The organism is Methylobacterium sp. CM6246 (assembly GCF_054818005.1).
Window position 1 is genome coordinate 2,913,393 of sequence record NZ_JBTXKY010000001.1, and the last position, 26,706, is coordinate 2,940,098.

General features: G+C 68.8%; 24 protein-coding genes and 1 pseudogene. 13 read left to right on the forward strand and 12 right to left on the reverse strand.

Going from position 1 to position 26,706, the window contains the following annotated elements:
* Positions 1-6: 6 nt before the first annotated feature.
* The 3 genes from ACYQPG_RS14345 to ACYQPG_RS14355 form a co-directional block, all read right to left on the reverse strand.
* Entirely contained in the window at positions 7-237 is a 231-nt protein-coding gene (locus ACYQPG_RS14345; RefSeq protein WP_147856450.1) for a hypothetical protein, read from the reverse strand.
* A gap of 94 nt (positions 238-331) precedes the next feature.
* The gene (locus ACYQPG_RS14350) at positions 332-883 is read right to left on the reverse strand and encodes an RBBP9/YdeN family alpha/beta hydrolase (RefSeq protein WP_461231163.1); all 552 of its coding nucleotides are present in this window, start codon (positions 881-883) and stop codon (positions 332-334) included.
* Between the two features lie 106 nt (positions 884-989).
* The gene (locus ACYQPG_RS14355) at positions 990-2,060 is read right to left on the reverse strand and encodes an apurinic/apyrimidinic endonuclease family protein (RefSeq protein WP_461231164.1); all 1,071 of its coding nucleotides are present in this window, start codon (positions 2,058-2,060) and stop codon (positions 990-992) included.
* A 122-nt stretch (positions 2,061-2,182) separates the two neighbouring features.
* Here ACYQPG_RS14355 and ACYQPG_RS14360 point away from each other — a divergent pair, with 122 nt between their 5' ends.
* From ACYQPG_RS14360 to ACYQPG_RS14370, 3 genes are all read left to right on the forward strand, one after another.
* Positions 2,183-3,376 carry a YihY/virulence factor BrkB family protein gene (locus ACYQPG_RS14360; RefSeq protein ID WP_147909639.1) on the forward strand — a complete coding sequence of 398 codons (1,194 nt, stop codon included), beginning with the start codon at positions 2,183-2,185 and terminating at the stop codon, positions 3,374-3,376.
* A 122-nt stretch (positions 3,377-3,498) separates the two neighbouring features.
* On the forward strand, positions 3,499-3,909 hold the full coding sequence (gene msrB / locus ACYQPG_RS14365; protein ID WP_147909638.1) for a peptide-methionine (R)-S-oxide reductase MsrB: 411 nt from the start codon (positions 3,499-3,501) through the stop codon (positions 3,907-3,909).
* A 321-nt stretch (positions 3,910-4,230) separates the two neighbouring features.
* Positions 4,231-5,229 (forward strand): hypothetical protein, encoded by a 999-nt coding sequence (locus ACYQPG_RS14370; protein WP_461231165.1) that lies wholly within the window; start codon positions 4,231-4,233, stop codon positions 5,227-5,229.
* 905 nt (positions 5,230-6,134) lie between these two features.
* Here the strand turns inward: ACYQPG_RS14370 and ACYQPG_RS14375 are convergent.
* Positions 6,135-6,332, reverse strand: a complete 198-nt coding sequence (locus ACYQPG_RS14375) for a hypothetical protein (protein ID WP_461231166.1) — start codon at positions 6,330-6,332, stop codon at positions 6,135-6,137.
* Positions 6,333-6,511: 179 nt separating this feature from the next.
* Here ACYQPG_RS14375 and ACYQPG_RS14380 point away from each other — a divergent pair, with 179 nt between their 5' ends.
* The 4 genes from ACYQPG_RS14380 (at position 6,512) to ACYQPG_RS14395 (ending at position 10,463) form a co-directional block, all read left to right on the forward strand.
* Positions 6,512-6,634, forward strand: a complete 123-nt coding sequence (locus ACYQPG_RS14380) for a hypothetical protein (RefSeq protein WP_281407091.1) — start codon at positions 6,512-6,514, stop codon at positions 6,632-6,634.
* A gap of 348 nt (positions 6,635-6,982) precedes the next feature.
* Positions 6,983-8,308, forward strand: a complete 1,326-nt coding sequence (proS, locus tag ACYQPG_RS14385) for a proline--tRNA ligase (protein ID WP_147909304.1) — start codon at positions 6,983-6,985, stop codon at positions 8,306-8,308.
* A 129-nt stretch (positions 8,309-8,437) separates the two neighbouring features.
* Positions 8,438-9,736, forward strand: a complete 1,299-nt coding sequence (locus tag ACYQPG_RS14390) for a lipoprotein-releasing ABC transporter permease subunit (RefSeq protein WP_147909305.1) — start codon at positions 8,438-8,440, stop codon at positions 9,734-9,736.
* 13 nt (positions 9,737-9,749) lie between these two features.
* Positions 9,750-10,463, forward strand: a complete 714-nt coding sequence (locus tag ACYQPG_RS14395) for an ABC transporter ATP-binding protein (protein WP_147909306.1) — start codon at positions 9,750-9,752, stop codon at positions 10,461-10,463.
* 54 nt (positions 10,464-10,517) lie between these two features.
* Here the strand turns inward: ACYQPG_RS14395 and ACYQPG_RS14400 are convergent, their stop codons facing one another.
* Positions 10,518-11,174 carry a hypothetical protein gene (locus tag ACYQPG_RS14400; RefSeq protein ID WP_461231168.1) on the reverse strand — a complete coding sequence of 219 codons (657 nt, stop codon included), beginning with the start codon at positions 11,172-11,174 and terminating at the stop codon, positions 10,518-10,520.
* A 173-nt stretch (positions 11,175-11,347) separates the two neighbouring features.
* Here ACYQPG_RS14400 and ACYQPG_RS14405 point away from each other — a divergent pair, with 173 nt between their 5' ends.
* Positions 11,348-11,809, forward strand: coding sequence for a hypothetical protein (locus ACYQPG_RS14405; protein ID WP_461231169.1), 462 nt, complete (start codon positions 11,348-11,350; stop codon positions 11,807-11,809).
* A 55-nt stretch (positions 11,810-11,864) separates the two neighbouring features.
* Here ACYQPG_RS14405 and ACYQPG_RS14410 read toward each other — a convergent pair whose 3' ends face one another.
* Complete coding sequence (locus tag ACYQPG_RS14410) at positions 11,865-13,166, reverse strand: glycosyltransferase (protein ID WP_461232467.1); 1,302 nt, start codon at positions 13,164-13,166, stop codon at positions 11,865-11,867.
* A gap of 527 nt (positions 13,167-13,693) precedes the next feature.
* On the opposite strand from ACYQPG_RS14410, the gene dnaE reads away from it, so the two are divergent.
* Entirely contained in the window at positions 13,694-17,194 is a 3,501-nt protein-coding gene (dnaE, locus tag ACYQPG_RS14415) for a DNA polymerase III subunit alpha (protein WP_419829681.1), read from the forward strand.
* On the opposite strand, the pseudogene ACYQPG_RS14420 reads toward dnaE, so the two are convergent.
* A pseudogene (locus ACYQPG_RS14420) lies at positions 17,191-17,334 on the reverse strand (L,D-transpeptidase); the annotation flags it as partial. The gene dnaE and the pseudogene ACYQPG_RS14420 overlap by 4 nt on opposite strands.
* Positions 17,335-17,685: 351 nt before the next feature.
* Here ACYQPG_RS14420 and ACYQPG_RS14425 point away from each other — a divergent pair.
* Positions 17,686-18,600 (forward strand): manganese catalase family protein, encoded by a 915-nt coding sequence (locus ACYQPG_RS14425; protein WP_147853587.1) that lies wholly within the window; start codon positions 17,686-17,688, stop codon positions 18,598-18,600.
* A gap of 349 nt (positions 18,601-18,949) precedes the next feature.
* Here the strand turns inward: ACYQPG_RS14425 and ACYQPG_RS14430 are convergent, their stop codons facing one another.
* Entirely contained in the window at positions 18,950-19,567 is a 618-nt protein-coding gene (locus ACYQPG_RS14430; protein WP_147940499.1) for a hypothetical protein, read from the reverse strand.
* Between the two features lie 275 nt (positions 19,568-19,842).
* Between ACYQPG_RS14430 and ACYQPG_RS14435 the strand changes: the two genes are divergently transcribed.
* Positions 19,843-19,986: a hypothetical protein gene (locus ACYQPG_RS14435; RefSeq protein WP_162886512.1), complete on the forward strand. Its 144-nt coding sequence runs from the start codon at positions 19,843-19,845 to the stop codon at positions 19,984-19,986.
* A gap of 3 nt (positions 19,987-19,989) precedes the next feature.
* Here the strand turns inward: ACYQPG_RS14435 and ACYQPG_RS14440 are convergent, their stop codons facing one another.
* Positions 19,990-20,685 carry a gamma-glutamylcyclotransferase gene (locus ACYQPG_RS14440; RefSeq protein ID WP_419829682.1) on the reverse strand — a complete coding sequence of 232 codons (696 nt, stop codon included), beginning with the start codon at positions 20,683-20,685 and terminating at the stop codon, positions 19,990-19,992.
* A 19-nt stretch (positions 20,686-20,704) separates the two neighbouring features.
* A complete protein-coding gene (locus ACYQPG_RS14445) occupies positions 20,705-21,106 on the reverse strand; it encodes a hypothetical protein (protein WP_419829683.1) in 402 nt (133 codons plus the stop codon).
* A gap of 145 nt (positions 21,107-21,251) precedes the next feature.
* Here ACYQPG_RS14445 and recO point away from each other — a divergent pair, with 145 nt between their 5' ends.
* Together recO and parC are read left to right on the forward strand one after the other, a co-directional pair.
* Complete coding sequence (gene recO, locus ACYQPG_RS14450; protein WP_461231170.1) at positions 21,252-21,971, forward strand: DNA repair protein RecO; 720 nt, start codon at positions 21,252-21,254, stop codon at positions 21,969-21,971.
* 160 nt (positions 21,972-22,131) lie between these two features.
* Positions 22,132-24,378 (forward strand): DNA topoisomerase IV subunit A, encoded by a 2,247-nt coding sequence (gene parC, locus ACYQPG_RS14455; RefSeq protein ID WP_419829685.1) that lies wholly within the window; start codon positions 22,132-22,134, stop codon positions 24,376-24,378.
* Between the two features lie 9 nt (positions 24,379-24,387).
* Here parC and ACYQPG_RS14460 read toward each other — a convergent pair whose 3' ends face one another.
* Together ACYQPG_RS14460 and gltA are read right to left on the reverse strand one after the other, a co-directional pair.
* The gene (locus ACYQPG_RS14460) at positions 24,388-25,461 is read right to left on the reverse strand and encodes a DNA-3-methyladenine glycosylase family protein (protein ID WP_419829686.1); all 1,074 of its coding nucleotides are present in this window, start codon (positions 25,459-25,461) and stop codon (positions 24,388-24,390) included.
* Positions 25,356-26,645, reverse strand: coding sequence for a citrate synthase (gltA, locus tag ACYQPG_RS14465; RefSeq protein ID WP_147909312.1), 1,290 nt, complete (start codon positions 26,643-26,645; stop codon positions 25,356-25,358). Before gltA ends, ACYQPG_RS14460 begins: the two co-directional genes overlap by 106 nt.
* Positions 26,646-26,706 lie beyond the last annotated feature (61 nt).

The window sequence follows — 26,706 nt, forward strand, 5'->3', positions numbered from 1 at the left end:
ACGCGGCTACTTCGCGGCGGCCGTGGCGGCGCGGCGGTTGGCGATGCGCGTGAACATGTTGCCGGTGTAGTCGGCCACCTTCGGCTTCTCGACTTCGCCGACCTTCGCCTCGAACGCCTCGATGCGCTTCAGGAGCGCGGCGTCGTTGAACAGCGAGCTGTTGAAGTTGATGTGGGCCCGCTGCCCGAGGGCGGCCTGGACCACGTCGAGTCGTTCCAGAAGCTCTTTACGCGTCACGGTGCTCTCCAGGGGCGCCTTCGGGGCGAAGGTCCGCCCAAGCCGACACTGGAGGCCGCGAGGGTAAATGGCGCGTTAACGCGCGGCGCAGCGCCTACAGCCCTTTCATGAACCCGGCGAGCCGCATCAGCCCCTCGGGCCACGGCCCGTGGCCGCTCGCGACGTTGATGTGCCCCGATTCGCCGGCATCGACCGTGAGGGAACCCCAGGCATGGGCGAAGTCGTCGGCGCGCGCGTAGGTGCAATACGGGTCGGTGCGGCTCGCGACCAGGAGCGACGGGAAGGGCAGGGGGTCCCGGGGTACCAGCGCGAAGGTGCGCACGGAATCGGGCAGGTCGGGCGCCTCCTCGACGTCCGGGCAGGCCACGAACAGGGCGCCGCGCACGATTCCCGGCGCGAAACGCGGCGCCGCCTCGACGCAGGCCACGACCCCGAGGCTGTGGGCGATCAGGATCACCGGACGGGTCGCGGCCGCGACGGCCTCGGCGATCCGTCCGCACCAGGCCTCCGGGGTCGGCGCGTGCCAATCGTCCTGGGCGACCACGCGGGCGGTGGCGAGCCGGCCGGCCCAGCGGGCCTGCCAATGGTCCTCGTCGGAGCCTCCGAGCCCCGGGACGATGAGGATGTCGCAATCGGCCGTCTTCATGCCGGCTGCCTAGCGCATGATGCGGGAAAGTGAAATCCGGATCTCCGAGATCATCATGCCCGAACAAGGCGCTAGCCCGGTCCGGCGACGCCGCCGAGATCCGCCGTCACTCCGCCGCGATGGCGGCCCGGGCCGGGTCGGTGATGTGGCGGGCGATCTGCGTGGAGGCGTGGTTCTTCGCCTTGGCCTCGATCTCGAAATCGGCCCAGACGAGGTGGCGGGCGACGAGGTCGTTCACGGCCCGGTTCCACATCATGTCGGAATGGGCGGCGAGATCCCGGACCGCGTGGCCGGCCGCGCGCAAAGCCGGGAAATCGGGCAGGGCGTCCGGGTCGCAATCGGCCGAGACCGCTTCGCGCGAGACGCTGATATGCGCCAGCGGCCGCACCCCGCGCCAGGAGTCCCGCACCCGGGCGATCCGGGGATCGTCGGGTTCGAGATATTCGCCGCCGCTCTGCACCCAGTGATGGTGCAGGTCGAGCACCACCGGCACGACGTCGGCGAGTTGCAGCACCGCCTCGACCCCGAAGACGTTCTCGTCGTTCTCGACGGTGAGGAGGTCGCGCGCCACCTGGCTGGCCCGGGGCAGGGTCTCGCGGAAGCCCGCGACGCCCGGGTCGCCGGCCCCGACATGGATGTTGATGTGGGCGCCGTGGGGATGCCAGCCGCCCCCGTAGCCCATGCGGTCGAAGATCTCGGCGTGATAGTCGAGTTCCGACAGGCCGTTGGCGATGGCCGCCGGGTTGCGGCTCGCCAGCAGGCAGAACGGGCCCGGGTGGAAGCTCAGGCGCACGCCGAGCCGGCGCGCCAGCGCCCCGGCCTCCGTCAGCCCCCGCTGGACCAGAGCCTCCATTTCGGGCTCCGCGTAGATCGCCCGGGCGATCGCGTGGGTGTAGCCCGGCAGGACGTTGCTCGCCATCCGCAGCAGGCGCTCGATCGGCGGCCGGGCCCCGACCCAGGCGATCTGGCGGGCCAGCGCGTCCAGATTGTGGGCGACGAGCCCGGCGAGCTTCGCCCGCCGGGCGGCGGGCTCCAGCTTGGTGAGATGCGCCATGGTCACGCTGGTCAGGTTCATGTGGAGCGTGGCCTCGCGCTCCGCCTTGAGGGTGGCATGGGTGCCGGGCGGCTCGTCCAGGACGAACTTGCAGCAGAATCCGAGGCGTGGCTGATCGCGCATAGGATGCACAACGCGCGTCGCAGCCGCGCGTGCCCGAAAACGCGTGCGGAACGGCCGCGCTTCGCCGACGTTTGAGCCTTCGAGCGCGGCAGTTCCGCGCGGAACGTCCGTCTCGTACAGCCATGCGCGCGTCGCCTCCCCGCCCGGGTCCGGAGCCGGATACCGGCTCGGTCCTCTGGATCCTGATGCTGGGCTCGGCCCTGGTGGCGCTCGCTGCGACGCCGGCCCGGCGCCGCACGCAGGCCCTGTCCGAGACCCCGGAGCCGCAGGCCGAACCGCTGCACGTCGACCCGGCCCCACCTGTGCGCAACACGGCGATCAATGTCGGCGCACGCTCGATCGTGGGCCGCGCCGCGCAGCTCACGGCGGCGACCCAGCCCGAGCGTGGACGCGCCGCCGACAGCCCCGCCGAGATGACGGGCGCCGGCTGGAAGGACATCGCGGTCCGGGTCTACCTGGAGTTCAACAAGGACCGGGTGCTGGCCGTGGCCGCCGGGGTGACCTTCTACACCCTGCTGTCGCTGTTCCCGGCGATCGCGGCGCTGGTCACCTGCTACGGCCTGTTCGCGGACGTCAACGCGATCAACGAGCACCTGGCGCAGCTGCACGCCGTACTGCCGACCGGCGCGGTGGAGCTGATCGGCGACCAGATCAAGCGCATCGCCGCCAAGGGCAGCAGCTCCCTCAGCGTCACGTTCTTCACCAGCCTGCTGCTGTCGCTCTGGAGCGCCAACGCCGCCATGAAGGCGATGTTCGATGCCCTGAACGTGGTCTACGAGGAGGAGGAGAAGCGCAACTTCCTCTGGCTCAACATCCGCTCGCTGACCTTCACGGTGGGCGCGCTGCTGTTCATCATCATCGCGCTCAACGCGATCGTGGTGGTTCCGATCGTGCTGAACTTCCTCGGCCTCGGCTCGGGTGCCTGGCTGCTCGCGGCCCTGCGCTGGCCGGCGGTGCTGCTGGTGCTGCTCGCCGGGCTCTCGGTGCTCTACCGCTTCGGCCCGAGCCGGGAACACGCCCGCTGGCGCTGGGTCGGCGTCGGCAGCGTGGTGGCGGGGCTGCTCTGGCTGATCGCGTCCCTGCTGTTCTCCTGGTACGTCGCCAGCTTCGGCACCTACAACGAGACCTACGGCTCGCTGGGGGCGGTGATCGGCTTCATGACCTGGATCTGGATCTCGTCGACCATCGTGCTGCTCGGCGGCGAGATCAACGCCGAGCTCGAGCACCAGACCGGCCGCGACACCACCACGGGGGCGCCCCTGCCGCTCGGACACCGCCGGGCCCGGATGGCCGACACCGTGGGGGCGGCGGCGTAGGACGCGGCCGTAAAGCGGGACCGTGAGCGACAGGTTGCCGCCGGTGCAGCCGTTTTCGGGGTGGCAGGACTGCCGGGCCCCGGGCACGATGCCTATATCGCCCGGCGAACAGGGAGATCTTCATGGCCGATACCGCGACGACCAGCCCGGAGGCCCGCAGCGAGGCCGAGTGGCGGGCGACGCTCACGCCCGAGCAGTACCGGGTGCTGCGCGAGCACGGCACCGAGCGCGCCGGCACGAGCTGCCTGCTGGCCGAGAAGCGGCCCGGCACGTTCACCTGCGTCGGGTGCGGACAGCCGCTGTTCGAGCAGGGCACCAAGTTCGAGTCCGGCAGCGGCTGGCCGAGCTTCTTCGAGCCGCTGGAGGGCGCCGTCGAAACCACCGTGGACCGCAGCCACTGGATGGTCCGGACCGAGGTTCATTGCGCCCGCTGCAAGGGCCATCTCGGCCACGTCTTCGACGACGGCCCCGCCCCCACGGGCCTGCGCTACTGCATGAACGGCGCCGCCATGACCTTCGAGCCGGCGGCCTGAGCCGGGCCGGCCCGGGATTAACCTGGGTTGGAAAATCCATACCGAAAGACGGGATATCGGGGACAGACCCGGAATTGGGGGAATCGCAACCCCATTCCGGACTTGATTTCGTCGTGTTTTTGCTTAGCGCTTAACCGTCTCATGTTGTCGCCGTCCGGTATTGGCGATGGATGCGGTTGAGGGAGAGCCAATACGGCGTTGCGGCTGAGCTTTTACGCCGTGCCGGCCGGCTCGACTTACCAGATCCATCCGGGCCGGCGGCCCTGAGGGCAGTCCGCCGGATCGGCGCACCGCCGACGAAGCGGGAGGGGTTTTGAGTTCATGAGCACCATTCGCCGATTCCTGGTCGCGCCATCCCTGGTCCGCCTGATCCGCAAGGAACGGGGCGGCGCCCGGATCACCGAGGGCCACTTCGTCGCCCAGGGCGGCCGCAGCTCCTACGTGCGCGTCGACGGCCAGATCTGCCAGCTGGTGCTGGTGAACAAGGGCGCCGACGGCATCCCGGCCGAGGAGCGGACCGATGTGCCGCGCGCCCACGGCGACGCGCTGCTGGATGTCTGCCCCGGCAAGGCCGCCTACGACCGCACCGTGCTGACGCTCGGCGGGCGCGAGGTCACGATCGACCGGTACGTCACGCCGGGCAATCTCGACCTGATCAGCGTCGCCTTCGACAATGACGGCGACGCGGGTGCCTTCCAGACCCCGAACTGGTTCGGACGCGAGGTCAGCAGCGAGCCGGCCTACGAGCGCCAGGCTCTGGCCATCCAGGGCGTGCCGGCCGGCGAGGAGGTGCCGCTGAGCAACGCGGCGCTCGACGCCGTGCTCGATATGATCGAGCCGCGTTTCGGCTTCGGCCGCTACGGCAGCAACGCGCGCGGCAGCGAGACGTCGGACGACGGCGCGATGAGCGCCATGCGCCGCATCGTGACGCCTGCGGCCGCCGCACCGGCGGCACCGCCCGCGCCTGCACCGGCGCCGGCGCCGGCCCCCGAAGCCGTCGAGCCGCCGCCCGCACCCCTGCCCGTCGCCGAGGCTCTGCCGCCGGAGCCCGAGCATCAGCCCGAGCCGGCCCCGGAGCCCGTCGCGCCCCCGGCGCCGACCGCCCACGAAACCGCCCCGGCCCCGGCCGCCGCCCACGACGGCATCCACAGCGACGCGCGCATCGACGACGTGATCGAGAGCCTGTCGCAGGCGCTCGGCGCCGCGATCCATCAGCATCCCGAGCCGACCGCCGAGCCCAAGGACGCGAAGGCCGACGAGTCGGCAGGCGTGTTCGAGCGCTGGACCGTGCGCCCCCGCCGGACGCAGCAGCAGACCTGATCGACCGATCCATCGAGAAGGCCGCGGGGGCAGGGCGCCACCGCGGCCTTTTTGCTGCGCACCGTGGAGCCACATGAGGCTTCCACGTGACGGGCCCTGCGCGGCCCCCTCCGTCATCGCAAGCGGAGCGAACCAAACCCCGTGCGGCACGCGCGCTCAGAATGGGGCAAACCCGGGCCGCTTGGCTGGGCTCGCCGCAAAGGAGCCGGCAGAGCGGCGCTCCGCCCTTGACAATGTTCCTATTTTGTGCTCATTAGCCGTCACCTGTCCTTCGGCGGTGTGGGGGTGACTCCACGGCGCTCCTCGGGGGTCCGTCCGGTGGCTGACCGGCGGGCTCGGGGGATGGGGCGATGCCCGCGTCGGTGGCTCTCAGCCGCCATCGCCCCGGGCGGCGTGCCGATGCAGGGCGTGTCTCGGATGCGGGCGTGAAGATCGGGCGGTAGTCTGCCCGGCGGGGTGCGGAAATGCCCCCGCGGCGACCCGGATCTGGGCGTGACCCTCAGAAACCTGCGGACCCGCCCACTACGAGGCGGATGTCGGGTGGAAGGCCACGGCGGTGATGCGGGTTCCGGGGGCGTCTCGGCTGCGATTGCGGCTTGGGCGCCATGGGCAGTGACCGCTAACACGGAGTCGCGGGGATCGGGGCGTCGCACAGACATCGCGACGAGACAGACGGCACCGGCCGGGGACCATGCCCGGCCGATGCCGCGGGTCGCCGCGGGGATCGGATCCCGCGCGTAACTTGGCCGACACCTGGGTTCCCGCGGCGTCCCGCGTCCAGCGTGAGGAGACGTCATGGGCCATGCCCCCGGCGCACCAGGCGCGTGGGGACGAAGAGGCCTGTCGGGAGGTCGCGTGCGAACCGTCCCGATGAACCTGAGTTCGGGACGAAACCGGATCGGGTTCTACAGCAGCATCCCGGAGGAGGACCGCACCGTCAGCGACTTCCTGGCCCGGGACACCAAGTGGGCGAAGGCCAGGGCAGCCGCCGAGGCCTGCGCGGCCGAGGGAAACGTCCGGGACGACTCGGCGACGGTCTCGTCGGCCTCGTTAAGCAGGACCCAGGACCAGAGATGCTCGGCCTGGCGGATCTGGAAGTGCATGGCGAATCCACCCCGTAAGGTCCGGACCACCATGCGCCGCGAAAAGGCCTTGCGAGTTAATGGGTTGCGCCGCCAAAGTCGAATAGTCGACAAACCATCGACTTGTCCGCGCTTTCACCGCTCTTCACAGCGTGGCGTCTGCATCAGGCCTGCGACGTGACCTGGAGGGAGGGCCGACGATGGCAACTTCCACGCCCGGCAGCGTGCTGGAAGATCGGGACGGGCGCGGCGAAGGATGCCGAACAACAAAAAAAGCAAGGCCTGAGGCCTTGCTTTTCAAGCTGCAGTGGCTCGACCTTTGATTATCCTACGCATTGCCTGCGTGGCGGTCGGTTTTCCTCCCGAGACTCGGACCCTGCGCCACCTCTTGCGGGCGTCGCAAACATCACGCGCCGCTTATAGGAACAACAATTCGTGTTGTCACCGGGTGTGCGAGAAAAATCTGCGCTTTCTTGCCGGCAAATGGGCAGTTCGATTCCTATTGCGGCACCGCGCCCGGTCGGCCTGCCCTCCGGCGGCGCGGCCGGATTACGCGCTCTGTCGGCCGACGGTGCTTGTAATTTGCGTCCCCGGCGTGTTGTGTGCCCGGGCGCCTCGGTGCCTCCCGGCCGGATCCAGGCCGAACTCCCCGAAGACAAGCCTCCGAAAACATGCGTCTGTCTCGCTACTTCATGCCGACCTTGCGCGAGACGCCCAAGGAAGCCGAGATCGTCTCCCACCGTCTGATGCTGCGCGCCGGTTTGGTGCGCCAGGAATCGGCCGGCATCTACGCGTGGCTGCCGCTCGGCCTGCGGGTGCTGGAGCGCGTCTGCGCGGTGATCCGCCGGGAACAGGATCGCTCCGGCGCCATCGAGATCCTGATGCCGACCGTGCAATCGGCCGAGCTGTGGCGGGAATCCGGGCGCTACGACGCCTACGGCAAGGAGATGCTGCGCCTGAAGGACCGGCACGACCGCGAGATGCTCTACGGCCCGACCGCCGAGGAGATGGTCACGGAGATCTTCCGGGCCAGCGTGCGCTCCTACAAGGACCTGCCCAAGAACCTCTACCAGATCTCGTGGAAGTTCCGCGACGAGGTGCGGCCGCGCTTCGGCACGATGCGCTCCCGCGAGTTCCTGATGAAGGACGCCTACTCGTTCGACTTCGACCAGGCCGGGGCGCGCCACGCCTACAATCGCATGTTCGTGGCCTACCTGCGCACCTTCGCGGGGCTCGGCCTCCGGGCGATCCCGATGCGCGCCGATACCGGCCCGATCGGCGGCGACCTGTCCCACGAGTTCATCATCCTGGCCAAGACCGGCGAGAGCGAGGTGTTCTGCGACCGGGCCTACCTCGATTTCGAGACCCCGCCCGAGACCGTGGACTTCGACGACGTCGCGAGCCTGCAGGGCATCGTCGACGCCTGGACCTCCCATTACGCCGCCACGGACGAGATCCACGAGCCGGAGGCCTTCGCGGAGGTGCCGGAGGCCGACCGCCTCGCCGCCCGGGGCATCGAGGTCGGGCACATCTTCTATTTCGGCACCAAGTATTCCGAGCCGATGGGTGCCAAGGTCACCGGGCCCGACGGGATCGAGCGGCCGGTCCACATGGGCTCCTACGGCATCGGGCCGAGCCGGCTGGTGGCTGCGATCATCGAGGCCAGCCACGACGAGGCCGGCATCATCTGGCCGGACTCGGTCGCCCCCTTCGATGTGGCCCTGATCAACCTCAAGGTCGGCGATTCCGGCACCGACGCCGCCTGCGCGCAGATCCAGGCGGACCTCGAGGCGGCCGGCCTGTCGGTGCTGTACGACGACCGCGACGAGCGGCCGGGCGCGAAATTCGCCACCGCGGACCTGATCGGCCTGCCCTGGCAGGTGATCGTCGGGCCGAAGGGCCTGGCCGAGGGCAAGGTCGAGCTGAAGCGGCGCGCCGGCGGCGAGCGCGAGAGCCTCGCGACCGTCGACCTGCTGGCCCGCATCCGCCGCGTCTGAGCCGGCAAAGGGCGCCAGCGCGGCGGCCGGCCAAATTGCCGGCGGCAATTCTGCTTCAATCCGTGTTTAGGCATCATTTTCGCCACTTGAGCGGCGACAACGCAGCCAATGGTGCTTAGGGCTAGGCCGATGACTGGAGCAGCGGCGATCGACCGGGTGAGGGGCTTCGCGGCCTCCTTGCGCGAGGGGACGGCCCCCTTCGCGCCGTTCGAGTGGATCATCGCCGGCCGCTACCTGCGGGCGCGTCGCCGGGGTGGCGGCGTGTCGGTGGTGGCGTTCTTCTCCGTCCTCGGCATCGCGCTGGGCGTCGCCACCCTGATCATCGTGCTCTCGGTGATGAACGGGTTTCGCGCCGAGCTGCTCTCCAAGATCGTCGGCATCAACGGTCACCTGTTCGCCACGCCGATCGACCGCCCGTTCAACGACTGGGTCGACCTGTCGGAGCGCCTGTCGAAGGTGGCGGGCGTGCGCGCCGCAGTGCCGCTCGTGGAAGGCCAGGCCTTCGCCTCGTCGCAGTTCGGCGGCTCCGGCGTGATCGTGCGCGGCGTGCGCGCCGCCGACCTCGACGCGCTGGCCGCGGTCTCCAGCGCGATCCGCGGCGGCACGCTGGAGGGGTTCGATGACGGCACCGGCGTCCTGATCGGCCGGCGGCTCGCGGATTCCCTGGGGCTTCAAGCCGGGGACAACATCACGCTGGTCACGCCCAAGGGGTCGTCCACGCCCTTCGGTACGGCGCCCAGGACCAAGAGCTACGCGGTCAAGGCGGTGTTCGAGGTCGGCATGACCGAGTTCGATCAGACCTTCGTGTTCATGCCGCTGACCGAGGCGCAGGCGTTCTTCAACCGGGAGAGCGACGTCAGCATGATCGAGATCTACGTCGACAACCCCGATCAGGTCGGCGACATGCGCGAGCCCCTCGAGATGGCGGCCGAGCGCCCGATCCTGCTGACCGACTGGCGCCAGCGCAACCGCACCTTCTTCGGGGCGCTCGAGGTGGAGCGCAACGTGATGTTCCTGATCCTCAGCCTGATCGTGGTGGTGGCCACGCTCAACATCGTCTCGGGCCTGATCCTGCTGGTGCGCGACAAGTCGAGCGATATCGCGATCCTGCGCACCATGGGGGCGACCCCCGGCACGATCATGCGGGTGTTCCTGATCAACGGCGCACTGATCGGCCTGGTCGGGACCCTGAGCGGTCTCGGGCTCGGGGTCCTGATCACCCTGAACATCAAGCCGATCCAGCACGTGCTGTTTCCCGGGGCCTGGGACCCGACCGTGCGCTTCCTCGCCGAGATCCCGGCTCAGATGAACCCGCGGGAGATCACCGCCGTGGTGATCACCTCGCTGCTGCTGTCGCTCGCAGCGACGCTCTATCCCTCCTGGCGTGCCGCCCGGCTCGATCCGGTGCAGGCTCTGCGCTACGGCTGACGGTCCGCACCCCATGAGTGACGCAAGCGAGCCCGCCGGCAGCCCGCCGGTGCCGGCCCTGTTCTTCGCCCGCGTCGAGCGGCGCTACCGGCAGGCCGAAGGAGCCCTGGATATCCTGCGCGGGGCCGATCTCGCGATCTGGCCCGGGGAGCTGGTTGCCCTCGTCGCGCCCTCCGGGGCCGGCAAGTCGACGCTCCTGCACCTCGCCGGCCTGCTGGAGCGGCCGGACGGTGGCGAGGTCTATATCGGCGGCCGGCCCACCGCCGCGATGCCGGATACCGAGCGCACCCGCCTGCGCCGGGAGGAGATGGGCTTCGTCTACCAGTTCCACCATCTGCTACCGGAGTTCTCGGCCCTCGAGAACGTGGTGATGCCGCAGCTCATCCGCGGCCTCGGCCGTGGCGAGGCGAAGACCCGCGCCACCGAGCTGCTGAGCTTCCTCGGCCTCAAGGACCGCCTGCCGCATCGACCGGCCGAGCTGTCGGGGGGCGAGCAGCAGCGCGTCGCCATCGCCCGCGCGGTAGCCAACGGCCCGCGGCTGCTCCTGGCGGACGAGCCCACGGGCAATCTCGACCCCGGCACCGCCGGCCACGTGTTCTCGGTGCTGATGTCGCTGGTGCGGGCCTCGGGCCTCGCGGCCCTGGTCGCGACCCACAACCTGGACCTCGCCGCCCGCATGGACCGCCGGGTGACGATCCGCGACGGGCTGATCACACCGCTCGATTGACGGCGCGGCGCGCGGAATCCCGGCCCTTCGTCATCCTGAGGGACTTTGGATCCTTCATCGACAGGTGAGCTGGTAGCGCCGGGTGACGAGTTTCCCCGCCGCGTCGAGGAACAGGGTCGACGCCGTCCGGCTCTTGCGGGCCGAGCCGCCGTCGCAGCTGTCGGTGAAGACATCCCGGATGACCTGGCCCGGCGTCGCCAGCCCGCTGCCCGGATCGAGCTTGACCGCGGTGAGCGCCGTGACGCTCTCGCCCATGTTGTAGAACCCGGATTCGAGCAGCACGTCGCTGCGTCCATCGCGATCGGCATCGACTGCGGCGGCGACGCGCTGATACTGGACGTCGTTGGGCAGGCGGAAGAAGCGTGCCTTCGCGCCATCGCCGAGAACGACGAGGACGGGTGCCACCGCATTCGGAAACGGCTCGCTCGCCACGGGCGCCGTTCGCTGAACGAGATAGGCGCGCTCGCGTCTGCCGGGCCGCGTGAACGCACCTGCGGCCACCCCCAGCACCACGGAGTCGGGCCCCAGTTCCGTGCGCAGCGCTTGCGGAGCCTCTTCGGCCATGACCCGCGCGAGATGGGCCCGCTCGTCCGGCGCGATCGAAGGCTTGGCATCCCGGAAGCCGCGGTCCCGGTAATCCACGATGATATCCGTGGCCTGGGCGCTCTGCATCCATCCCAGCAGCATGACACTCGACAGCAGGCGGATCACCGCAACCTCCGGATCAGGATCATCGGATCAACGCTGTGTTGCTCCGGTCCGTCGTTCAAATCATGGCCTTCAGCCGCCGGAGCGAGCTTCGCCCGGATCGGTCTTGTCGACCGGCTCGTACGGTCGCGCTAAACAATGAGGAGAAGCAGATCGGACGAGAGCCCGGAGGGCCGGTGGCGGATCAATCGCGGACCAACCTCCGCCCGGATCCGGTCTCTTCGGGGATCGCGCGGGTTCGCCGGCAGCTGCGACGCCTGGAAGCCCTCGCCGCGCAGCATCGGTTCCCCAAGCGGATCGTCCGGGCCCTGCGCGGCGGAGCAGGCGGCGGCACCACCCTGCTCGTCCTGATGAAAGCCAAGATCGTCGGCTCACTGGCCGGTAAACTCGCGATCGCCGCGTTGGTCGGGCTCGGCCTCGCCTGGCCCCTCGTGACGCTGGCGATCCTCGCGATCGTGGTGATGGTGGCATCGATCCTCAGCTGCGAGTCGACGGACCTCGACGGCTGCGATTGCATTCGGTCGAACCCGCGACGCGCACGGCTTAAGGCGCTGATCAAGCAGCGGCGCGCGTGGCTCGCCGCACCGTCGGGCCAAGCACCGCGGATCCGTGATTTCCGGATGTCGCGAAGCCCCTGAAGGCCGGCAAAGCCATCGACTCAGCGGAGCTATGCCTTCCAGTCGCCCCGAGCCCTCATCGGCGGCCGGCCTCTGCGACCTTCAGGCCGGGTCCGCGCTCGACCGTAAGAAACGCCAGCTCTTCGACGCGGTCGCAAGCGGCGATGATCGCGTCGGGGCTCTCGGCCAAGTGCGCCTTGGCCTGGGCGCAAGCGCGCGTCACCGCCGGGTCGGCCAGCAGCCGCCCCAGGACCCGGGCGGCCCGGGCCGGACGGAAGGCGTGGCGGCTCAAGGTGGTGCCCAGCGTCCGGTCCTTCAGGCGCCGCCCCTCGTCGAAATGATCGAACGCCACCGGGACGACGAGCTGCGGGATGCCCGCCGCCAGGGCCTGCGCCACCGTGCCGACGCCGCCGTGGTGGACCAGGGCGGCGCTGCGCGGCAGCAACGCGCTCAACGGCGCGTAGGGCAGGTGGATGATCCCGGGCGGCAGCGGCATCGGGATCTGGCCGTCCTGGGGAGCGAGCAGGACGCCGCGTCGGCCCATCCGCCGGCACACCTCCAGAGCGGTCTCGAAGAACGCTGCGCCCTGGCGCATCGCCGAGCCGTAGGTGAACACGATCGGCGCGTCGCCTTCGGCCAGGAAGGTCTCGAGTTCCGTCGGCATCGCCGGCACGTCGCCGAACCGATCGACGAGCGGGAAGCCGAGTTGCACCGCCTGGGACGGCCAGTCCGCCTGGCGCGCGGCGTACCAATCCGGGAACATCAGCAGCATGCGGGTCGGGCTGTTCCACCAATGCCGCAGCCGGGTCACCGGATCGAGGCCGAGGCGTTGACGGAGCGCGTTCAGGGGCGGCAGCGTGAACGGGCCGACCGCCACCGTGTCGGCGCCCTGGTTGAGCCAGGCCCGCAACGCCGCCGGGAGGATCCGGGGCAACGGCAGTCCCGGCAGCCGGGGCGGATCGGACCGGCTTTCGATCAGGAACGGCATCACGTGCAGAGTCGCGGCCCGCATGTCGTAGAGTTCCTGGGCGAGCCGCGCGCCCCAGGCCAGGGGCGATGCGACCACGATCTGATCGACCCCGCGCGCCCGGGTGGCTCCGAGCCAGAGGCAGGTGGTCTCGGCCACCCGCAGGGCGAAGTCGAACATCGGACGGAAGCCCCAGCGCGGATGCCAGAGTTCGGGCTGGCCGATCACGGCCTCGTAATCGGCGGTCGTGCCGAGGGGCTGGAAGTACAGACCCGCGCGCCGCGCCATCGCCTCGAACGGCGCCGGTGCGGCCAAGGTGACGCCATGCCCGCGGGCCAGGAGCATGTGGCCCAGCGCGATGAACGGCAGCACGTCGCCGTGCGTCCCGACGGCCACCAGCGCGACCTGGATCCGTTCCCCAATGTGTTGCGCGGGAATAGCCTGCTCCCTTGACCCCCCCGGTCAAATAACGAACGCCCCGATAAAGGCGGACATGGCAGCCCGCCCGATCTCCATCAAGCCACTATTTGTTTACTATGATGTAAAGCCGCAGGCACTGCACCGCTCACGCCCCTATCGCCAGAACGAAACATGAACATAATGGAGACGGAACACGGGAGGCGCGACGATGCTGAAGCGGTTGGTCCTGACCGGGATGGTCGAGTTCATGGCCTTCGGGATGCTGTTTGCGGCGGTCGGCGCCTGGGCGATAGCTCTGGCACCGGTTCGTTAGCCGGGTCCTCCCTTTCGGGGCCGAGTTCCGGCCATGCGCGGCTTATGCACAGGCGATCGAGCCGGCCACGCCGATTATCCACAGAGGGCGCCCGAACTGGTGCGCCGGGAGCACGACCGGTGGATATCGTCAGGTTCGGCTCAGGCATACGTCGACTTGGCAAGGCCGAGCGGGGATGTTGGGCGACCCCGGATCAAGGTCGGCCATGCCACGCCAGCTCAAGGAGGTCGGATTCGTCCACCTCCACGTCCATTCGTCCTATTCCCTCCTCGAAGGGGCGCTGAAGGTCGGCTCCCTGGTCAAGGCCGCGGTCGCCGACCGGCAGCCGGCCCTGGCGCTTACCGACACCAACAATCTGTTCGGTGCGCTGGAATTCTCCGAGAAGGCGGCCGGAGAGGGTGTCCAGCCGATCGCCGGGGTGCAGCTCTCGGTGGCGTTCGAGGCGGCCGACCCGCACCAGCGCACGGCTCCGACGAGCCACGGCGTCGTGCTGCTCGCCCAGGACGAGACCGGCTACGCCAATCTGCTGCGTCTGGCGAGCCGCGCCTATTTCGACACTGCGCTCGGCGAGGCGCCCCGAGTCGAAGCCTCCGCCCTGGCCGAGGCAGGGGCCGGCTTGATCGCGCTCACCGGCGGTCTGTCGGGGCCCCTCGACGCGGCGTTTCGGGCCGGGCGACCCGAGCTGGCGCTGAGCCGCCTCGGGCAGCTGAAAGCGGCCTTCGGCGAGGACCGGCTCTACGTCGAGATCCAGCGCCACGGCTCGCCCGAGGAAGGTCGGATCGAGACGGCGCTGCTCGACATCGCCGGCCGGCACGGTCTTGGAATTGTCGCGACCAACGAACCGTTCTTCGCCAAGTCCGACGATTACGACGCCCATGACGCGCTGCTCGCCATCGCGGACGGACGGCTCGTCTCGGACGAGCGCCGGCGCCGGGTGACGCCACGTCACGCCTTCAAGACCCGCGCCGAGATGGCCGAACTGTTCAGCGACCTGCCGGATGCGCTTCAGGCCACCGTCGAGATCGCCATGCGCTGCGCCGTGCGGGCGCGGACCCGCAAGCCGATCCTGCCGAACTTTTCGAAGGTCGTGGCCGAGGCGATCGCCGAGGATCACGCCGGTGAACCTGGCGTCGCGTCAGTCGCGAACGAGCCGACCGAGCTGCGCCGGCAGGCCGAGGCCGGGCTGGAGCTGCGGCTGAAGCAGCACGGCACTGCGCCGGGTTTCTCGGAGGACGATTACCGCAAACGCCTCGCCTTCGAGCTCGACGTCATCGTGTCGATGAAGTTCCCGGGCTACTTCCTGATCGTCTCGGACTTCATCAAGTGGGCCAAGGACCACGACATCCCGGTTGGTCCCGGCCGCGGCTCCGGCGCCGGCTCGCTGGTGGCCTGGTCGCTGCTCATCACCGACCTCGATCCGCTGCGCTTCGGCCTGCTGTTCGAGCGCTTCCTCAACCCCGAGCGCGTCTCGATGCCGGATTTCGACATCGATTTCTGCGTCGAGGGCCGCGAGCGCGTGATCCGCTACGTGCAGCAGCGCTACGGCGAGCGGCAGGTCGGTCAGATCATCACCTTCGGTACGCTGCTCGCCCGCGGCGTGCTGCGCGATGTCGGCCGCGTGCTGGAGATGCCCTACGGACAAGTCGACAAGCTGACCAAGCTCGTCCCGCAGAATCCAGCCAACCCGGTGACGCTCGCACAGGCGATCGAGGGAGAGCCCAAGCTCCAGCAGGCCATGGAGGAGGAGCCGATCGTCGCCCGGCTCATCGACATCTCCAAGAAGCTCGAGGGCCTGCACCGCCACGCCTCCACCCACGCGGCCGGCGTGGTGATCGGCGATCGGCCCCTCGAGGAGCTGGTGCCGCTCTACCGGGACCCGAAGACCGGAATGCGGGTGACCCAGTTCAACATGAAGTGGGTCGAGCAGGCGGGCTTGGTGAAGTTCGATTTTCTGGGCCTGAAGACGCTTACCATGCTGCGGTGCTGCACCGACCTGCTGAAGCAGCGTGGCATCGAGATCGACCTCGCGAGCCTGCCGCTCGACAACGAAGAGACCTACAAGCCGATGGGCCGTGGCGAGACCGTCGGGGTGTTCCAGGTGGAATCCGCCGGCATGCGCAAGGCGCTCTGCGAGATGCAGGCCGACCGGTTCGAGGACATCATCGCCCTGGTGGCGCTCTACCGGCCGGGCCCGATGGCCAACATCCCGGTCTATTGCGAGCGCAAGCTCGGCCGCGACGCCGGCAACGAGGCGTCCTGGTACCCGGATCCGAAGCTGGAGCCGATGCTGAAGGAGACCTTCGGCATCATCGTCTACCAGGAACAGGTGATGGAGATCGCCAAGGTCCTGGCCGGCTACTCGCTCGGCGAGGCCGACATGCTCCGGCGCGCCATGGGCAAGAAGATCCGCGCCGAGATGGATGCGCAGCGCGATCGGTTCGTGAAAGGCTGCATCGAGCGCGGGCTGATCAAGGCCAAGGCCAACGAGATCTTCGACCTGCTCGCCAAGTTCGCCGATTACGGCTTCAACAAGAGCCACGCGGCGGCGTACGCGCTGCTGACCTACCAGACCGGATACCTGAAGGCGAACTTCCCGGTCGAGTTCCTAGCCGCCGCCATGACGCTGGACATCGACAACACCGACAAGCTCGCCGAATTCCGTCAGGACGCGCAGCGGCTCAAGATCACGGTGGAGCCGCCCTCGATCAACACCTCCGGCGAAGTGTTCGAGGTGCGCGACGGCAAGATCTTCTACGCGCTCGCCGCCATCAAGGGCGTCGGCCGCGAAGCGGTGCGGGCGCTGGTCGAGGCGCGGGGCGACCGGCCGTTCAAGGACCTGGCCTGCCTCGCCCGGCGGCTCAACCCGCGGATGATCAACAAGCGCACCCTGGAAAGCCTGGTCCAGGCCGGCGCCCTCGATTGCATCGAACCGGACCGCGCCCGGGCCTTCGCGGCGGTCGAGCCGATGATGAAGCTGGCTGCCAGCGCCGCAGAGGCCGCCTCCACCGGCGTCACCGACATGTTCGGCGGCGTGGTCGCGGACGACGTGTCGCTGCGCATCCCGCCGCACGAGGTCTGGCCGATGGCCGACACCCTCAAGCGCGAATACACGGCGATCGGCTTCTTCGTCTCAGGCCACCCGCTCGACGAGTACGGCGACCTTCTGGACAAGCTGCGGGTGCAGAGCTGGGCGGATTTCTGCCGCTCGGTCCGGGCCGGGACCAGCAGCGTCGGCCGCGTGGCCGCCTCGGTGCTCGATCGGGCAGAACGGCGGACCAAGACCGGCAACAAGATGGGCATCGTCACCCTGTCGGACCGGACCGCCCATTTCGAGGCGATCATCTTCTCCGAGGGACTCGGCCAGTACCGGGATATCCTTGAACCGGGCCGACCCCTGGTGCTCCAGCTTCAGGCGAACCTGGAGGGCGAGGACGTGCGCGCCCGGATCCTCACCGCGGAACCGCTCGATCACGCGGTCGCCCGGCACCAGAAGGGCATTCGCATTCATCTGAGCGACCCGCGCGGGGTCGCGCCGGTGCAGCAGCGGCTTTCGATGCGCGGGGAGAGCGAGGTCTCCTTGATCCTCAAGCTCGATGGTGGCGGCCGCGAGGTCGAGATCCGGCTTCCGGGCAAGTTCCAGGCCTCGCCCCAGCTCGCCGGCCTGCTCCGCACCGTGCCGGGGGTGGTGCAGGTGGAGGTGAGCTAACTCGCCGCTGAGCCACCTGCCGCCAGCACCACCGCCCGCGTACCGACCGGCACGCGGGCGTACAGGTCGACGATGTCCTGGTTCAGGAACCGCACGCAGCCCGAAGACACCATGGTCCCGATGGTCTGGGGTTCTGTCGTGCTGCGGAAGGGACCGGCGACGCAGCGTGACGCCGTGGTCGAGATGCATCCAGGCTGCCCGACGGTGGTTGCCGGCCCCGAGAAGCACCGAGCCCCGCAGCCTCAGGACCGCGCCGGACGTCGGCGGCATGATCGAGGAACGCAGCTGATCCTGCCGGATTGACCTGTTGCGGATGTCATCGATCGGGGCGTGCGGCGACGCCATTCTGAGAATATTCTTCTCCGGCTATCGAGGTGCCGTAGCTGAAACGTTCCTGCGGGGACGGCAAAAGAAGCTCGGTCGCAGGCAGGAACATGTATGTCCCTCGCCGGTAGGTCCCATGCGCACCTCGCGCAAACGGAGCTGCCCGCATGTTCATGAAGATCGACCGTCTGCTGACGGAGCTACCGGAGCCGAAGAAGCCCGAGCCCAACGCAGCCGCCGCCCTGCAGGAACTGCTCGGTGGCAAGTACGGCGAGATGTCGACCCTCGGGAACTACATGTTCCAGAGCTTCAATTTCCGCAACAAGACCAAACTTCGGCCTTTCTATAGCCTCGTGTCGAGCATCTTCGCTGAAGAGATCGGACACGTCGAACTCGTCTCGACCGGCATCGCCATGCTGAACAATGGTCCAGGCAACCCGAAGAAGGACGTCGACATCTCCAAGGCACCGTTTGCCGAGATGCAGGATGTCCGCCTCGCCGGCAGCTTCCTGGCGAATGGCGGCGGCGCGATGCCGATGAATTCCAACGCCGCGTCCTGGAACATGGACATGGTCACGACGACCGGTAACCTGATCATCGACCTGCTGCACAACTTCCACTTGGAATGCGGTGCCCGCATCCACAAGCTGCGGGTCTACGAGACCATGTCCGAGCCGACCGGCCGGGAAGTCTGTGCCTACCTTCTGGTCCGCGGCTCGCTGCACGCCCATGCCTACGCACTGGCCCTGAAGAAGCTCACCGGCGTCGAGATCGAGAAGATGCTGCCGACCCCGAACATCGATCTGTCGCGGGTCCCTGAGTGTCAGAAGTACCTCGACGAGGGCAAGCACCGGCGCCTCTACACGTTCAGCGAGGCGGATTATCAGGAAGCTGCCGGCGTCTGGTCGAACGACGAGGTGGCGCTGCCGGGCGACCCGCCGGGCAACCTCGAAGTGGTTGATGGCTATCCCGAGGGCGGCAAGATTCCGGAACTCGATGGCAACTACGGGGCCTTCGCGCCGGATTACGCACCGGAAGAAATCTTCGAGATCGCCAGCAAACTCTACAAGAAGGGGCGCTGAGTCCGCTCCGCTTGGGGCCCTTTGCCGGCGCCAAGCCATCAAGGAGGCCACCCCGGACAGGGTGAAGCGTCTTCGTCTCCTCGGAGCAGGATGTCGAGCCGTCCTGCCTCCCCCTGCCGGACAGGGCGTTCGGCATCGTGGTCTGGGATTGATCGTTCGATCCCAGACCACCCACGTGTGTCTTGCCGCCGGAGCGCCCGACGGGCAGTGCGGGTTCGACGGCAGAGTACACCATCGACGCACGAGACGACGTGCAGCGAGCCACTGCAGCTTGACTCCAGATCCAAGCGCCTGGTGCCTTTGAAGGCCCGACGCTTAATTCAGATGTCGCAGTCGGTGCCAAGCGCCGTTACGGCACCGCGAGGCAGCTGTTCAGCGCGGCCTTCAACGCTGCCGCATCACCTTCCGCCACCGAGAAGCTCCCCACCAGGGATTGGTCACCGGCGCGTGGGCTCGTCTGCGTCCAGGTGATTCGGGTCCCGGGCTGGGCAAGCGCCAGGGCGACGCCGCGCAATGGGTCCTCGCCCCGGTGGCCGCCGGTCACCGTCAGGGTGATCTGTTTGTTGGGATCGGTCGAGACAGCCCCCTGCGCTGCCATCCGCACGGAGCGGACGCTCCCCGCGCTCGACACCAGGATGCTGGTGAGCGGTGGTCCTCCTCCGTCGAGGCGGGCCACATCGAACCCATCCGCTAAATCCGTGAAGCGCTGGACCGTCAGGACCGCCGACAGGCCGGCCCCCGCGGGGTCGCAGGCGAGCCGCAGGGTCGCGGGACGCTGACCGGCGCCCAGAGTGGCGTTGCCGGCGAGTTCCACGGCGCCGGCCATCGGCCGCGACCCGTCCGGCAGGAGAGGCGTCCCCCCGGTCAAGACGTCGGACAGCCGGAAGCCGTGGGGCCAGGGGCCCGCGGCCAGCACTGCGACCGCAACCACCAGAATCGCCAGAGCCACACCGATCCTCAGCCGCATCCTGTCCTCGCCCATGGGGATCCTGGGCCGGCGGCATAAAGCATGAGGCGTGAAAGTCGAATCCAGCCTTTTGGAATCGCCATGCGATTTCAAGGAACTAAGGCGTCCTGCCAGGGTCGCGCGGGAACGGGCTACCCGAGACGATCGCGGCCGGCCCGCAACGATTCGTTCACCACGATCCATGGAAATGCCCACAACCACAGCCTGTGAGCCTGTCGGCAACTTCGTAAAAACCGATCGATCCTATGCACCCTCGCTCAACCCTGAGCGTTGCGATGCGCACCAAGATCCTCCTCGCCCTCACCCTCGTCGTCTATCTCACCACCGGGCGGGCGCCGGGTATCCGCGAGCCGCGCAACCCGGATACCGAGCATGCGGGCGGCCGTGTGGTGATCGCGATGAAGCGCGCCTGGTCTTGAGGCTCACTGCCGCGCCGCACGGGCCTTGAGCCGCGCAGCCACGAGGGCCTGAAGGCTCCAGAGGTGGCGGTCGCGGATACCGAGCCGTTCGCAAGCCTCGACGGTCCGGAACAGGTACTCGGCGCTCGGCCCGGCATGCCCGCGGGCGGCCGCGATCTTGTCAGCGATGTCCGGGTCCGAGAGACGGCCCGCGTAGCGCTCGTTGGCTCGGTTGGCCAGGAAGGTCAGCGCCGAGACGGTCCCGGCCTCGGTCGCCACCGGCAGCCAACGGGCGACATAGCCGCGGCCGCGCATCTCCCGCCGCCAGACCGGCATCAGCGCCTCGCGGATCTCCGTCCCCGGCAGACGGAACACGACGCCCTTGCACAGGCCGCCGCGATCCAGCGCCAGGACGAAACCCGGCCGCTCCGGGGTGCCACGGAACCGCCGTTGGAGCAGACAGAAGCGGCGGTGGAAGCCCCGCACGGTCCCGATCCGGCTCTCGGCCACCGGAAATTCCGGCCGCCACATCAGGGACCCGTAGGCGAACACCCAGAGGTCATGCCCCTCCCGCCCGGCCGTGATCGCTTCGAGGCCGGGACGCAGCTCCGCATCGCTGAGCAGCTCGAGTGCGCTCGGATCGTCCGGGACCGGGGTGGCGTGGGCGCGCACGATCAGATCGAGGCTGAGGTCCAGGGTGCGCGCGTGTATCGAGGGCATGGCCATCAACGCGGCCGGCTCACCGCGCGTTGCCGAGGGCGTCCAGTTCCGGGAACGGCTGGCTGCGATGGCCGGTGCAGACCTCGTCGTCGTCGATCACGTCCAGCCGGTCGGCGGCGTAGCGCATCACCGCCTTGGGCCGCTCGGGCTTGCCGAAGGTCCGGCCGCTCATCCGGCTCGACACGCAGTAGATCGTCCGCCCGCCATCCTCGATCGGCCCGGCGAGCCGGCTGCCCGCGAAGCGAACCGGCAGCAGCGAGACCGAACCGAAATCGACCTGTTTCAGGGCGAGCGCGGCAAGCCGCTGCTTCAAGGCCGGGGAGGGCGCTTCCGCGGCAACGGGCTTCGCCGCCTTGGGCGCAGCCCGCGCGCCGGTGAGCGTCAGGGCCAGGACAAGAACCGGAACTGCGGCGCGGCGCATGGGCGTGATTCCTTTACGGCCACGCTAAAGCTGCGCCGCCGGCGCGCAAAGGCGGCGTGGCGGCCGAGGAGCGCTTATATGGAGATCTCTTGCGGATCACCGGCGTTCGCCGACCCGCACCACGCCCACCGGTCACGGGAACTCGATGCAGTGGACCGACGACGCCCTCGTGCTCGGCTTGCGCCGGCACGGAGAGACCGGCGTCATTCTGGAAGCGATGACCGAATACCACGGGCGCCATCTCGGCCTCGTGCATGGCGGACGTTCGCGCCGCATGCAGCCAGTGCTTCAGCCCGGCAACCGGGTCCGGCTGAGCTGGCGGGCGCGGCTAGACGAGGGGCTCGGCGCCTACACTGTGGAGCCGCTGGAATCCCAGGTCTCGCGGATGATCGGGTCGGGCATCGCGCTCTACGGGCTCGGCCACATGGCGGCGCTGCTGCGGCTCCTGCCGGAGCGGGATCCGCATCCGGCTCTCTACGAGGCGGCCGGCGTGCTGGTCGAGCACCTCGACGACCCGGCCGTCGCGCCGCCCCTGATGGTGCGGTTCGAGCTGGAGATCCTGTCTGAGCTCGGATTCGGCCTCGACCTGACTGCCTGCGCGGCGACCGGCGGCAACGACGCGTTGGCCTACGTCTCGCCGAAGAGCGGCCGGGCGGTCAGCGCCTCGGCTGGGGAGCCGTTTCGCGATCGCCTACTGGCGCTGCCGGCCTTCCTGCACGCGGGCGGATCCCCGGGGCCGGACGGTGTTGCCCAAGGGTTTACCTTGACGGGATACTTCCTCGACCGGCACGTCTGGGGTCCGCGCGGCCTCGCCGCGCCGGAAGAGCGCGCACGATTTGTTGCGCTCGGTCGCGAGGCCGAGTAATGTTCGCGTTATGTTCTAGAGACGGCCGAGCCGGGGGCGACTGAGCCCCGGTTGAAACCAACCCCGTCATTCCGGGCTCGCCGACGGCGCCACGGAATGACGAATCGCGCGTTGAGGCGGTGCTGCCGGTCGGCGGCCCTGCCCTGAGACAGGAGCCGTCATGGGCCAGCCCTTCGAGCCGCCGTCCGGCGACGGGATCGAGAGCGTCGAGCTGAAATCCGCGCTGGAAGAGCGCTACCTCGCCTATGCGCTCTCCACGATCATGCACCGGGCGCTGCCGGATGCCCGCGACGGGCTGAAGCCCGTGCACCGGCGCATCCTGTACGGCATGCGGCTGCTTCGCCTCGACCCGAACACCGCGCACAAGAAATGCGCCAAGATCGTCGGCGACGTGATGGGTGACTTCCACCCACACGGCGACCAGGCGATCTACGACGCGCTGGTGCGGCTCTCTCAGGACTTCGCGCAGCGCTATCCGCTGGTCGACGGGCAGGGCAATTTCGGCAATATCGACGGCGACGGCCCGGCCGCCTACCGCTACACGGAGGCCCGGCTCACCGAGGTCGCGCGGCTGCTGCTCGACGGGATCGACGAGGACACGGTCGATTTCCGCCCGTCCTACAACGGCGAGAAAGACGAGCCGGTGGTGCTGCCGGCGGCCTTCCCGAACCTGCTGGCCAACGGCAGCCAGGGCATCGCGGTCGGCATGGCGACCTCGATCCCGCCCCACAACGCCGCCGAGCTGTGCGACGCGGCGCTCTACCTGATCAGCCATCCTGGGGCGACGTCAGCGCAGCTCAACAGCTTCGTCCAGGGGCCGGACTTCCCGACCGGCGGCATCCTGGTCGATTCGGCGGAGTCGATCACCGAGGCCTACCGGACCGGCCGCGGCGCCTTCCGGGTCCGGGCCCGCTGGCACAAGGAGGATCTCGGCCGCGGCACCTGGAACATCATCGTCACCGAGATCCCGTACGGCATCCCGAAGGGCCGGCTGATCGAGAAGATGGCAGAGCTTCTCCAGGAGAAGAAGCTGCCGCTGCTGGCCGACGTACGCGACGAATCGGCCGAGGACGTCCGCGTTGTGCTGGAGCCGCGCTCGCGCACGGTCGATCCCGTGATCCTGATGGAATCGCTGTTCCGGCTGACCGAGCTGGAAGCCCGCATCCCGCTCAACCTCAACGTCCTGGTCGGCGGCCTCGTGCCGAAGGTGATCGGGCTCACCGAATGCCTGCGGGAATGGGTCGACCATCGCCGCGTGGTGCTCCAGCGCCGCTCGCGCCATCGCCTCGGGCAGATCGACAGGCGCCTGGAGATCCTCGGCGGACTGCTGATCGTCTATCTCGACCTCGACGAGGTGATCCGCATCATCCGCGAGGAGGACGAGCCGAAGCCGGCCCTGATGGCCCGGTTCGAGCTGACCGAGATCCAGGCCAACGCGATCCTCGACACGCGCCTCCGGTCCTTGCGAAAGCTCGAAGAGATGGAGCTGAAGCGCGAACTGGACGCACTCACCGCCGAGAAGGCGGAGATCGATGCGCTGCTCGCCTCCGAGCCAGCGCAATGGAAGGCGATCCAAGCCCAGATCCGCGCCGTGAAAAAAACCTTCGGGCCGGAGACCAAGCTGGGCAAGCGCCGCACCACGCTCGCGAGCCCGCCGGATGTCGGCGGCATCGATTTCACGGCAGCCTTGGTCGAGCGCGAGCCGATCACCGTGATCGTCTCGAACAAGGGCTGGATCCGGGCGCTCAAGGGGCACGTCGCCGACCTGTCAGGGGTGGCGTTCAAGGGTGACGACGGCCTGAAGATCGCCTTCCCGAGCGAGACCACTCAAAAGATCCTGCTGCTCGCCTCGAACGGTAAAGTGTTCACCATCGAGGCGTCGAAGCTGCCGGGCGGGCGCGGCTTCGGCGATCCGGTGCGGCTGATGGTCGATCTCGACGACGGCACCGAGGTGGTGGCCGCGCTGCCCTACAAGCCGGAGACCAAGCTGCTGATCGTGGGCTCGGATGGGCGCGGCTTCGTGGCGCCGTCGGACGCGCTGGTGGCCAACACCCGCAAGGGCAAGGGCGTGCTCGGCCTCGACGGCGACGCGGCGGCCGTGGTGCTCGTCCCCGCCGACGGCGATCACGTCGCGGTGGTCAACACCGAGAAGCTGCTGCTGATCTTCCCGATCTCGGAGGTGGCCGAACTCTCCCGGGGCAAGGGCGTCCGGCTCCAGCGCTGCCGCAGCGGCGGCCTCACCGACGCGCACGCCTTCCGGCTGGCCGACGGTCTGCCCTGGCAGGACGGCTCACCCGAGGGGCGGCTCGCCAACGCGTCGGTTCTCGAGAAATGGCTGGGTCACCGCGGCGAGGTCGGCCTGATGATGGCGCGCAGCTTCCCGAAATTCGAGCGGTTCGGGCGGTGAGGGGCAGCATTATCGCTCGCGCACAAAAACCTCGTCGGCGGCCCAGAGATGCTGGGCCGCGTAGGCTCTGAACGGGCGCCATGCCTCGGCCCGGGCGAGGAGTGCGGCCGGGCTGGGACGGCCGGTGGCGGTCTCGAGGGCGCGGAGAAGGCCGATGTCGCCCACCGGCAGGGCGTCCGGCAGCTTGAGCGCCCGCATGGCGATGTACTGCGCGGTCCAGGGGCCGATCCCGCGGATCGCCGTGAAGCGCAGCACCGCATCCTCCAGGGTCCCGGCCGGGGCGAACAGGTCCGGGTTCGCGAGCGCGGCGGCCGCCAGCGCCCGGATCGCTGCGCCGCGGGCGCGGGGCATGTTCAGCGCGAGCGCCACGTCGGCCTCGACCAGTTGAAGCGGCGTCGGGAAGACATGGGTCAGGCTGCCCGCCGGCTCTGCCAGCGGCGTCCCGAATGCGGCGACCAGCTTTCCGGCGAGCCGGATCGCGGCCTGAACCGAGACCTGCTGGCCGAGGATCGCCCGGCATCCGGTCTCGAACGGGTCCCACGCGCCGGGCAGCCGCAATCCTGGCCGGGCCGCCACGAGTCCGGCCAGGGTAGGGTCTCGGGACAGGCAGGCCGCGATCGCGGCCGGATCGGCGTCGCAATCGAACAGGCGGCGCAGGCGCTCGGCGACCTCGATCCCGGACGTGACGTCGAGGCCCTGGAGCGTCGCGTCCAGGCCGGCATCGCCGAACGCGACCGCGACGATGCCGAGCCGTCCGCCGATGCAGACCGTGCGTGCGTAGCATTGCGCGCCGGGCTCGGCCGCTTCGACCCCAAGGATGGCTCGCTTCGCCAGGAAGGCGCGGATCGACGGCCAATCATAGGGTTGCCGACAAGGGATGCGGAGCGTGACGACCGCCCCGCTGGCCAGGACCGGCCAAAGCGAGAGGGGCGGCCCTTCGGCCGCCCCCGGTGTCGCTTCGGGTTCGATGGCTCGGCTCAGCCGCGCTCGTCGACCGGCACGTAGTCGCGCTGCGCCGGGCCGACATAGAGCTGGCGCGGACGGCCGATCTTCTGCATCGGGTCCTCGATCATCTCGGCCCATTGCGCGATCCAGCCGACGGTGCGCGCCACCGCGAACAGCACAGTGAACATGTCGGTCGGGAAACCCATCGCCTTGAGCGTGATGCCCGAATAGAAATCGATGTTCGGGTAGAGCTTCTTCTCGATGAAGTACTCGTCCTTGAGGGCGATCTGCTCCAGTTCCATGGCGACGTGGAGCAGCGGATCCTCCGTCTTGCCGAGTTCCTTGAGGACCTGGTGCGTGGTGCTCTGCATGATCCGGGCGCGCGGATCGTAGTTCTTATAGACCCGGTGGCCGAAGCCCATGAGGCGGAACGGGTCGTTCTTGTCCTTGGCCTTCGCGACGTACTTGCCGACGTTCTCGGGCGTGCCAATCTCCATCAGCATCTTCAGCGCCGCCTCGTTGGCGCCGCCATGGGCCGGCCCCCATAGGCACGCGATGCCGGCCGCGATGCAGGCGAACGGGTTCGCGCCGGACGAACCGGCGAGCCGCACGGTCGAGGTCGAGGCGTTCTGCTCGTGATCGGCGTGCAGGATGAAGATCTTGTCGAGGGCTTTCGCGAAGACCGGATTGACTTCGTAATCCTCGCACGGAACCGCGTAACACATCCGCAGGAAGTTCGAGGTATAGTCCAGATCGTTCTTCGGATACACGAAGGGCTGGCCGATAGAGTACTTGTAGGCCATCGCGGCCAGCGTCGGCATCTTGGCGATCATGCGGATCGACGCGATCAGCCGCTGGCTCTCGTCGGTGATGTCGGTCGAGTCGTGGTAGAAGGCCGAGAGCGCGCCGACGGAGGCGACCATCACGGCCATGGGGTGGGCGTCACGCCGGAAGCCGGTGAAGAACCGGTTCATCTGGTCGTGCACCATGGTGTGGCGCGTGACCCGATAGTCGAAATCGGCCTTCTGGGCGGCGGTCGGCAGCGTACCGAACAGCATCAGGTAGCAGGTCTCGAGGAAGTCGCCCTTCTCGGCGAGTTGCTCGATCGGGTAGCCGCGATAGAGCAGCACGCCCTCATCGCCGTCGATGTAGGTGATCTTCGATTCGCACGAGGCCGTCGAGGTGAAGCCCGGATCGAAGGTGAAGGCGCCGGTCTTGGCGTAGAGCTTGCCGATGTCGATGACGTCCGGGCCGATCGTGCCGGACTTGACCGGCAGTTCGATCTCCTTGCCGTCCACGGTGATGGTGCTGGATGCGCTCATGGAACGTGGACCCTTCTCTGGCGACGTGGCGGATGCCGGCCTCGGGCTGCCCGAGTCGACC

What these genes read in the sequence shown, in the direction of transcription:
- ACYQPG_RS14395 (WP_147909306.1), top strand. Translation starts at nt 9,750, where the DNA reads ATGAGTGACGCAAGCGAGCCCGCCGGCAGCCCGCCGGTGCCGGCCCTG.
- recO (WP_461231170.1), top strand. Translation starts at nt 21,252, where the DNA reads ATGCAGTGGACCGACGACGCCCTCGTGCTCGGCTTGCGCCGGCACGGA.
- ACYQPG_RS14380 (WP_281407091.1), top strand. Translation starts at nt 6,512, where the DNA reads ATGGCAACTTCCACGCCCGGCAGCGTGCTGGAAGATCGGGACGGGCGC.
- parC (WP_419829685.1), top strand. Translation starts at nt 22,132, where the DNA reads ATGGGCCAGCCCTTCGAGCCGCCGTCCGGCGACGGGATCGAGAGCGTC.
- ACYQPG_RS14355 (WP_461231164.1), bottom strand. Translation starts at nt 2,060, where the DNA reads ATGCGCGATCAGCCACGCCTCGGATTCTGCTGCAAGTTCGTCCTGGAC.
- proS (WP_147909304.1), top strand. Translation starts at nt 6,983, where the DNA reads ATGCGTCTGTCTCGCTACTTCATGCCGACCTTGCGCGAGACGCCCAAG.
- ACYQPG_RS14425 (WP_147853587.1), top strand. Translation starts at nt 17,686, where the DNA reads ATGTTCATGAAGATCGACCGTCTGCTGACGGAGCTACCGGAGCCGAAG.
- ACYQPG_RS14430 (WP_147940499.1), bottom strand. Translation starts at nt 19,567, where the DNA reads ATGCGGCTGAGGATCGGTGTGGCTCTGGCGATTCTGGTGGTTGCGGTC.
- msrB (WP_147909638.1), top strand. Translation starts at nt 3,499, where the DNA reads ATGGCCGATACCGCGACGACCAGCCCGGAGGCCCGCAGCGAGGCCGAG.
- ACYQPG_RS14370 (WP_461231165.1), top strand. Translation starts at nt 4,231, where the DNA reads ATGAGCACCATTCGCCGATTCCTGGTCGCGCCATCCCTGGTCCGCCTG.
- ACYQPG_RS14440 (WP_419829682.1), bottom strand. Translation starts at nt 20,685, where the DNA reads ATGCCCTCGATACACGCGCGCACCCTGGACCTCAGCCTCGATCTGATC.
- gltA (WP_147909312.1), bottom strand. Translation starts at nt 26,645, where the DNA reads ATGAGCGCATCCAGCACCATCACCGTGGACGGCAAGGAGATCGAACTG.
- dnaE (WP_419829681.1), top strand. Translation starts at nt 13,694, where the DNA reads ATGCCACGCCAGCTCAAGGAGGTCGGATTCGTCCACCTCCACGTCCAT.
- ACYQPG_RS14360 (WP_147909639.1), top strand. Translation starts at nt 2,183, where the DNA reads ATGCGCGCGTCGCCTCCCCGCCCGGGTCCGGAGCCGGATACCGGCTCG.
- ACYQPG_RS14390 (WP_147909305.1), top strand. Translation starts at nt 8,438, where the DNA reads ATGACTGGAGCAGCGGCGATCGACCGGGTGAGGGGCTTCGCGGCCTCC.
- ACYQPG_RS14460 (WP_419829686.1), bottom strand. Translation starts at nt 25,461, where the DNA reads ATGGGCCGAGATGATCGAGGACCCGATGCAGAAGATCGGCCGTCCGCG.
- ACYQPG_RS14445 (WP_419829683.1), bottom strand. Translation starts at nt 21,106, where the DNA reads ATGCGCCGCGCCGCAGTTCCGGTTCTTGTCCTGGCCCTGACGCTCACC.
- ACYQPG_RS14350 (WP_461231163.1), bottom strand. Translation starts at nt 883, where the DNA reads ATGAAGACGGCCGATTGCGACATCCTCATCGTCCCGGGGCTCGGAGGC.
- ACYQPG_RS14375 (WP_461231166.1), bottom strand. Translation starts at nt 6,332, where the DNA reads ATGCACTTCCAGATCCGCCAGGCCGAGCATCTCTGGTCCTGGGTCCTG.
- ACYQPG_RS14435 (WP_162886512.1), top strand. Translation starts at nt 19,843, where the DNA reads ATGCGCACCAAGATCCTCCTCGCCCTCACCCTCGTCGTCTATCTCACC.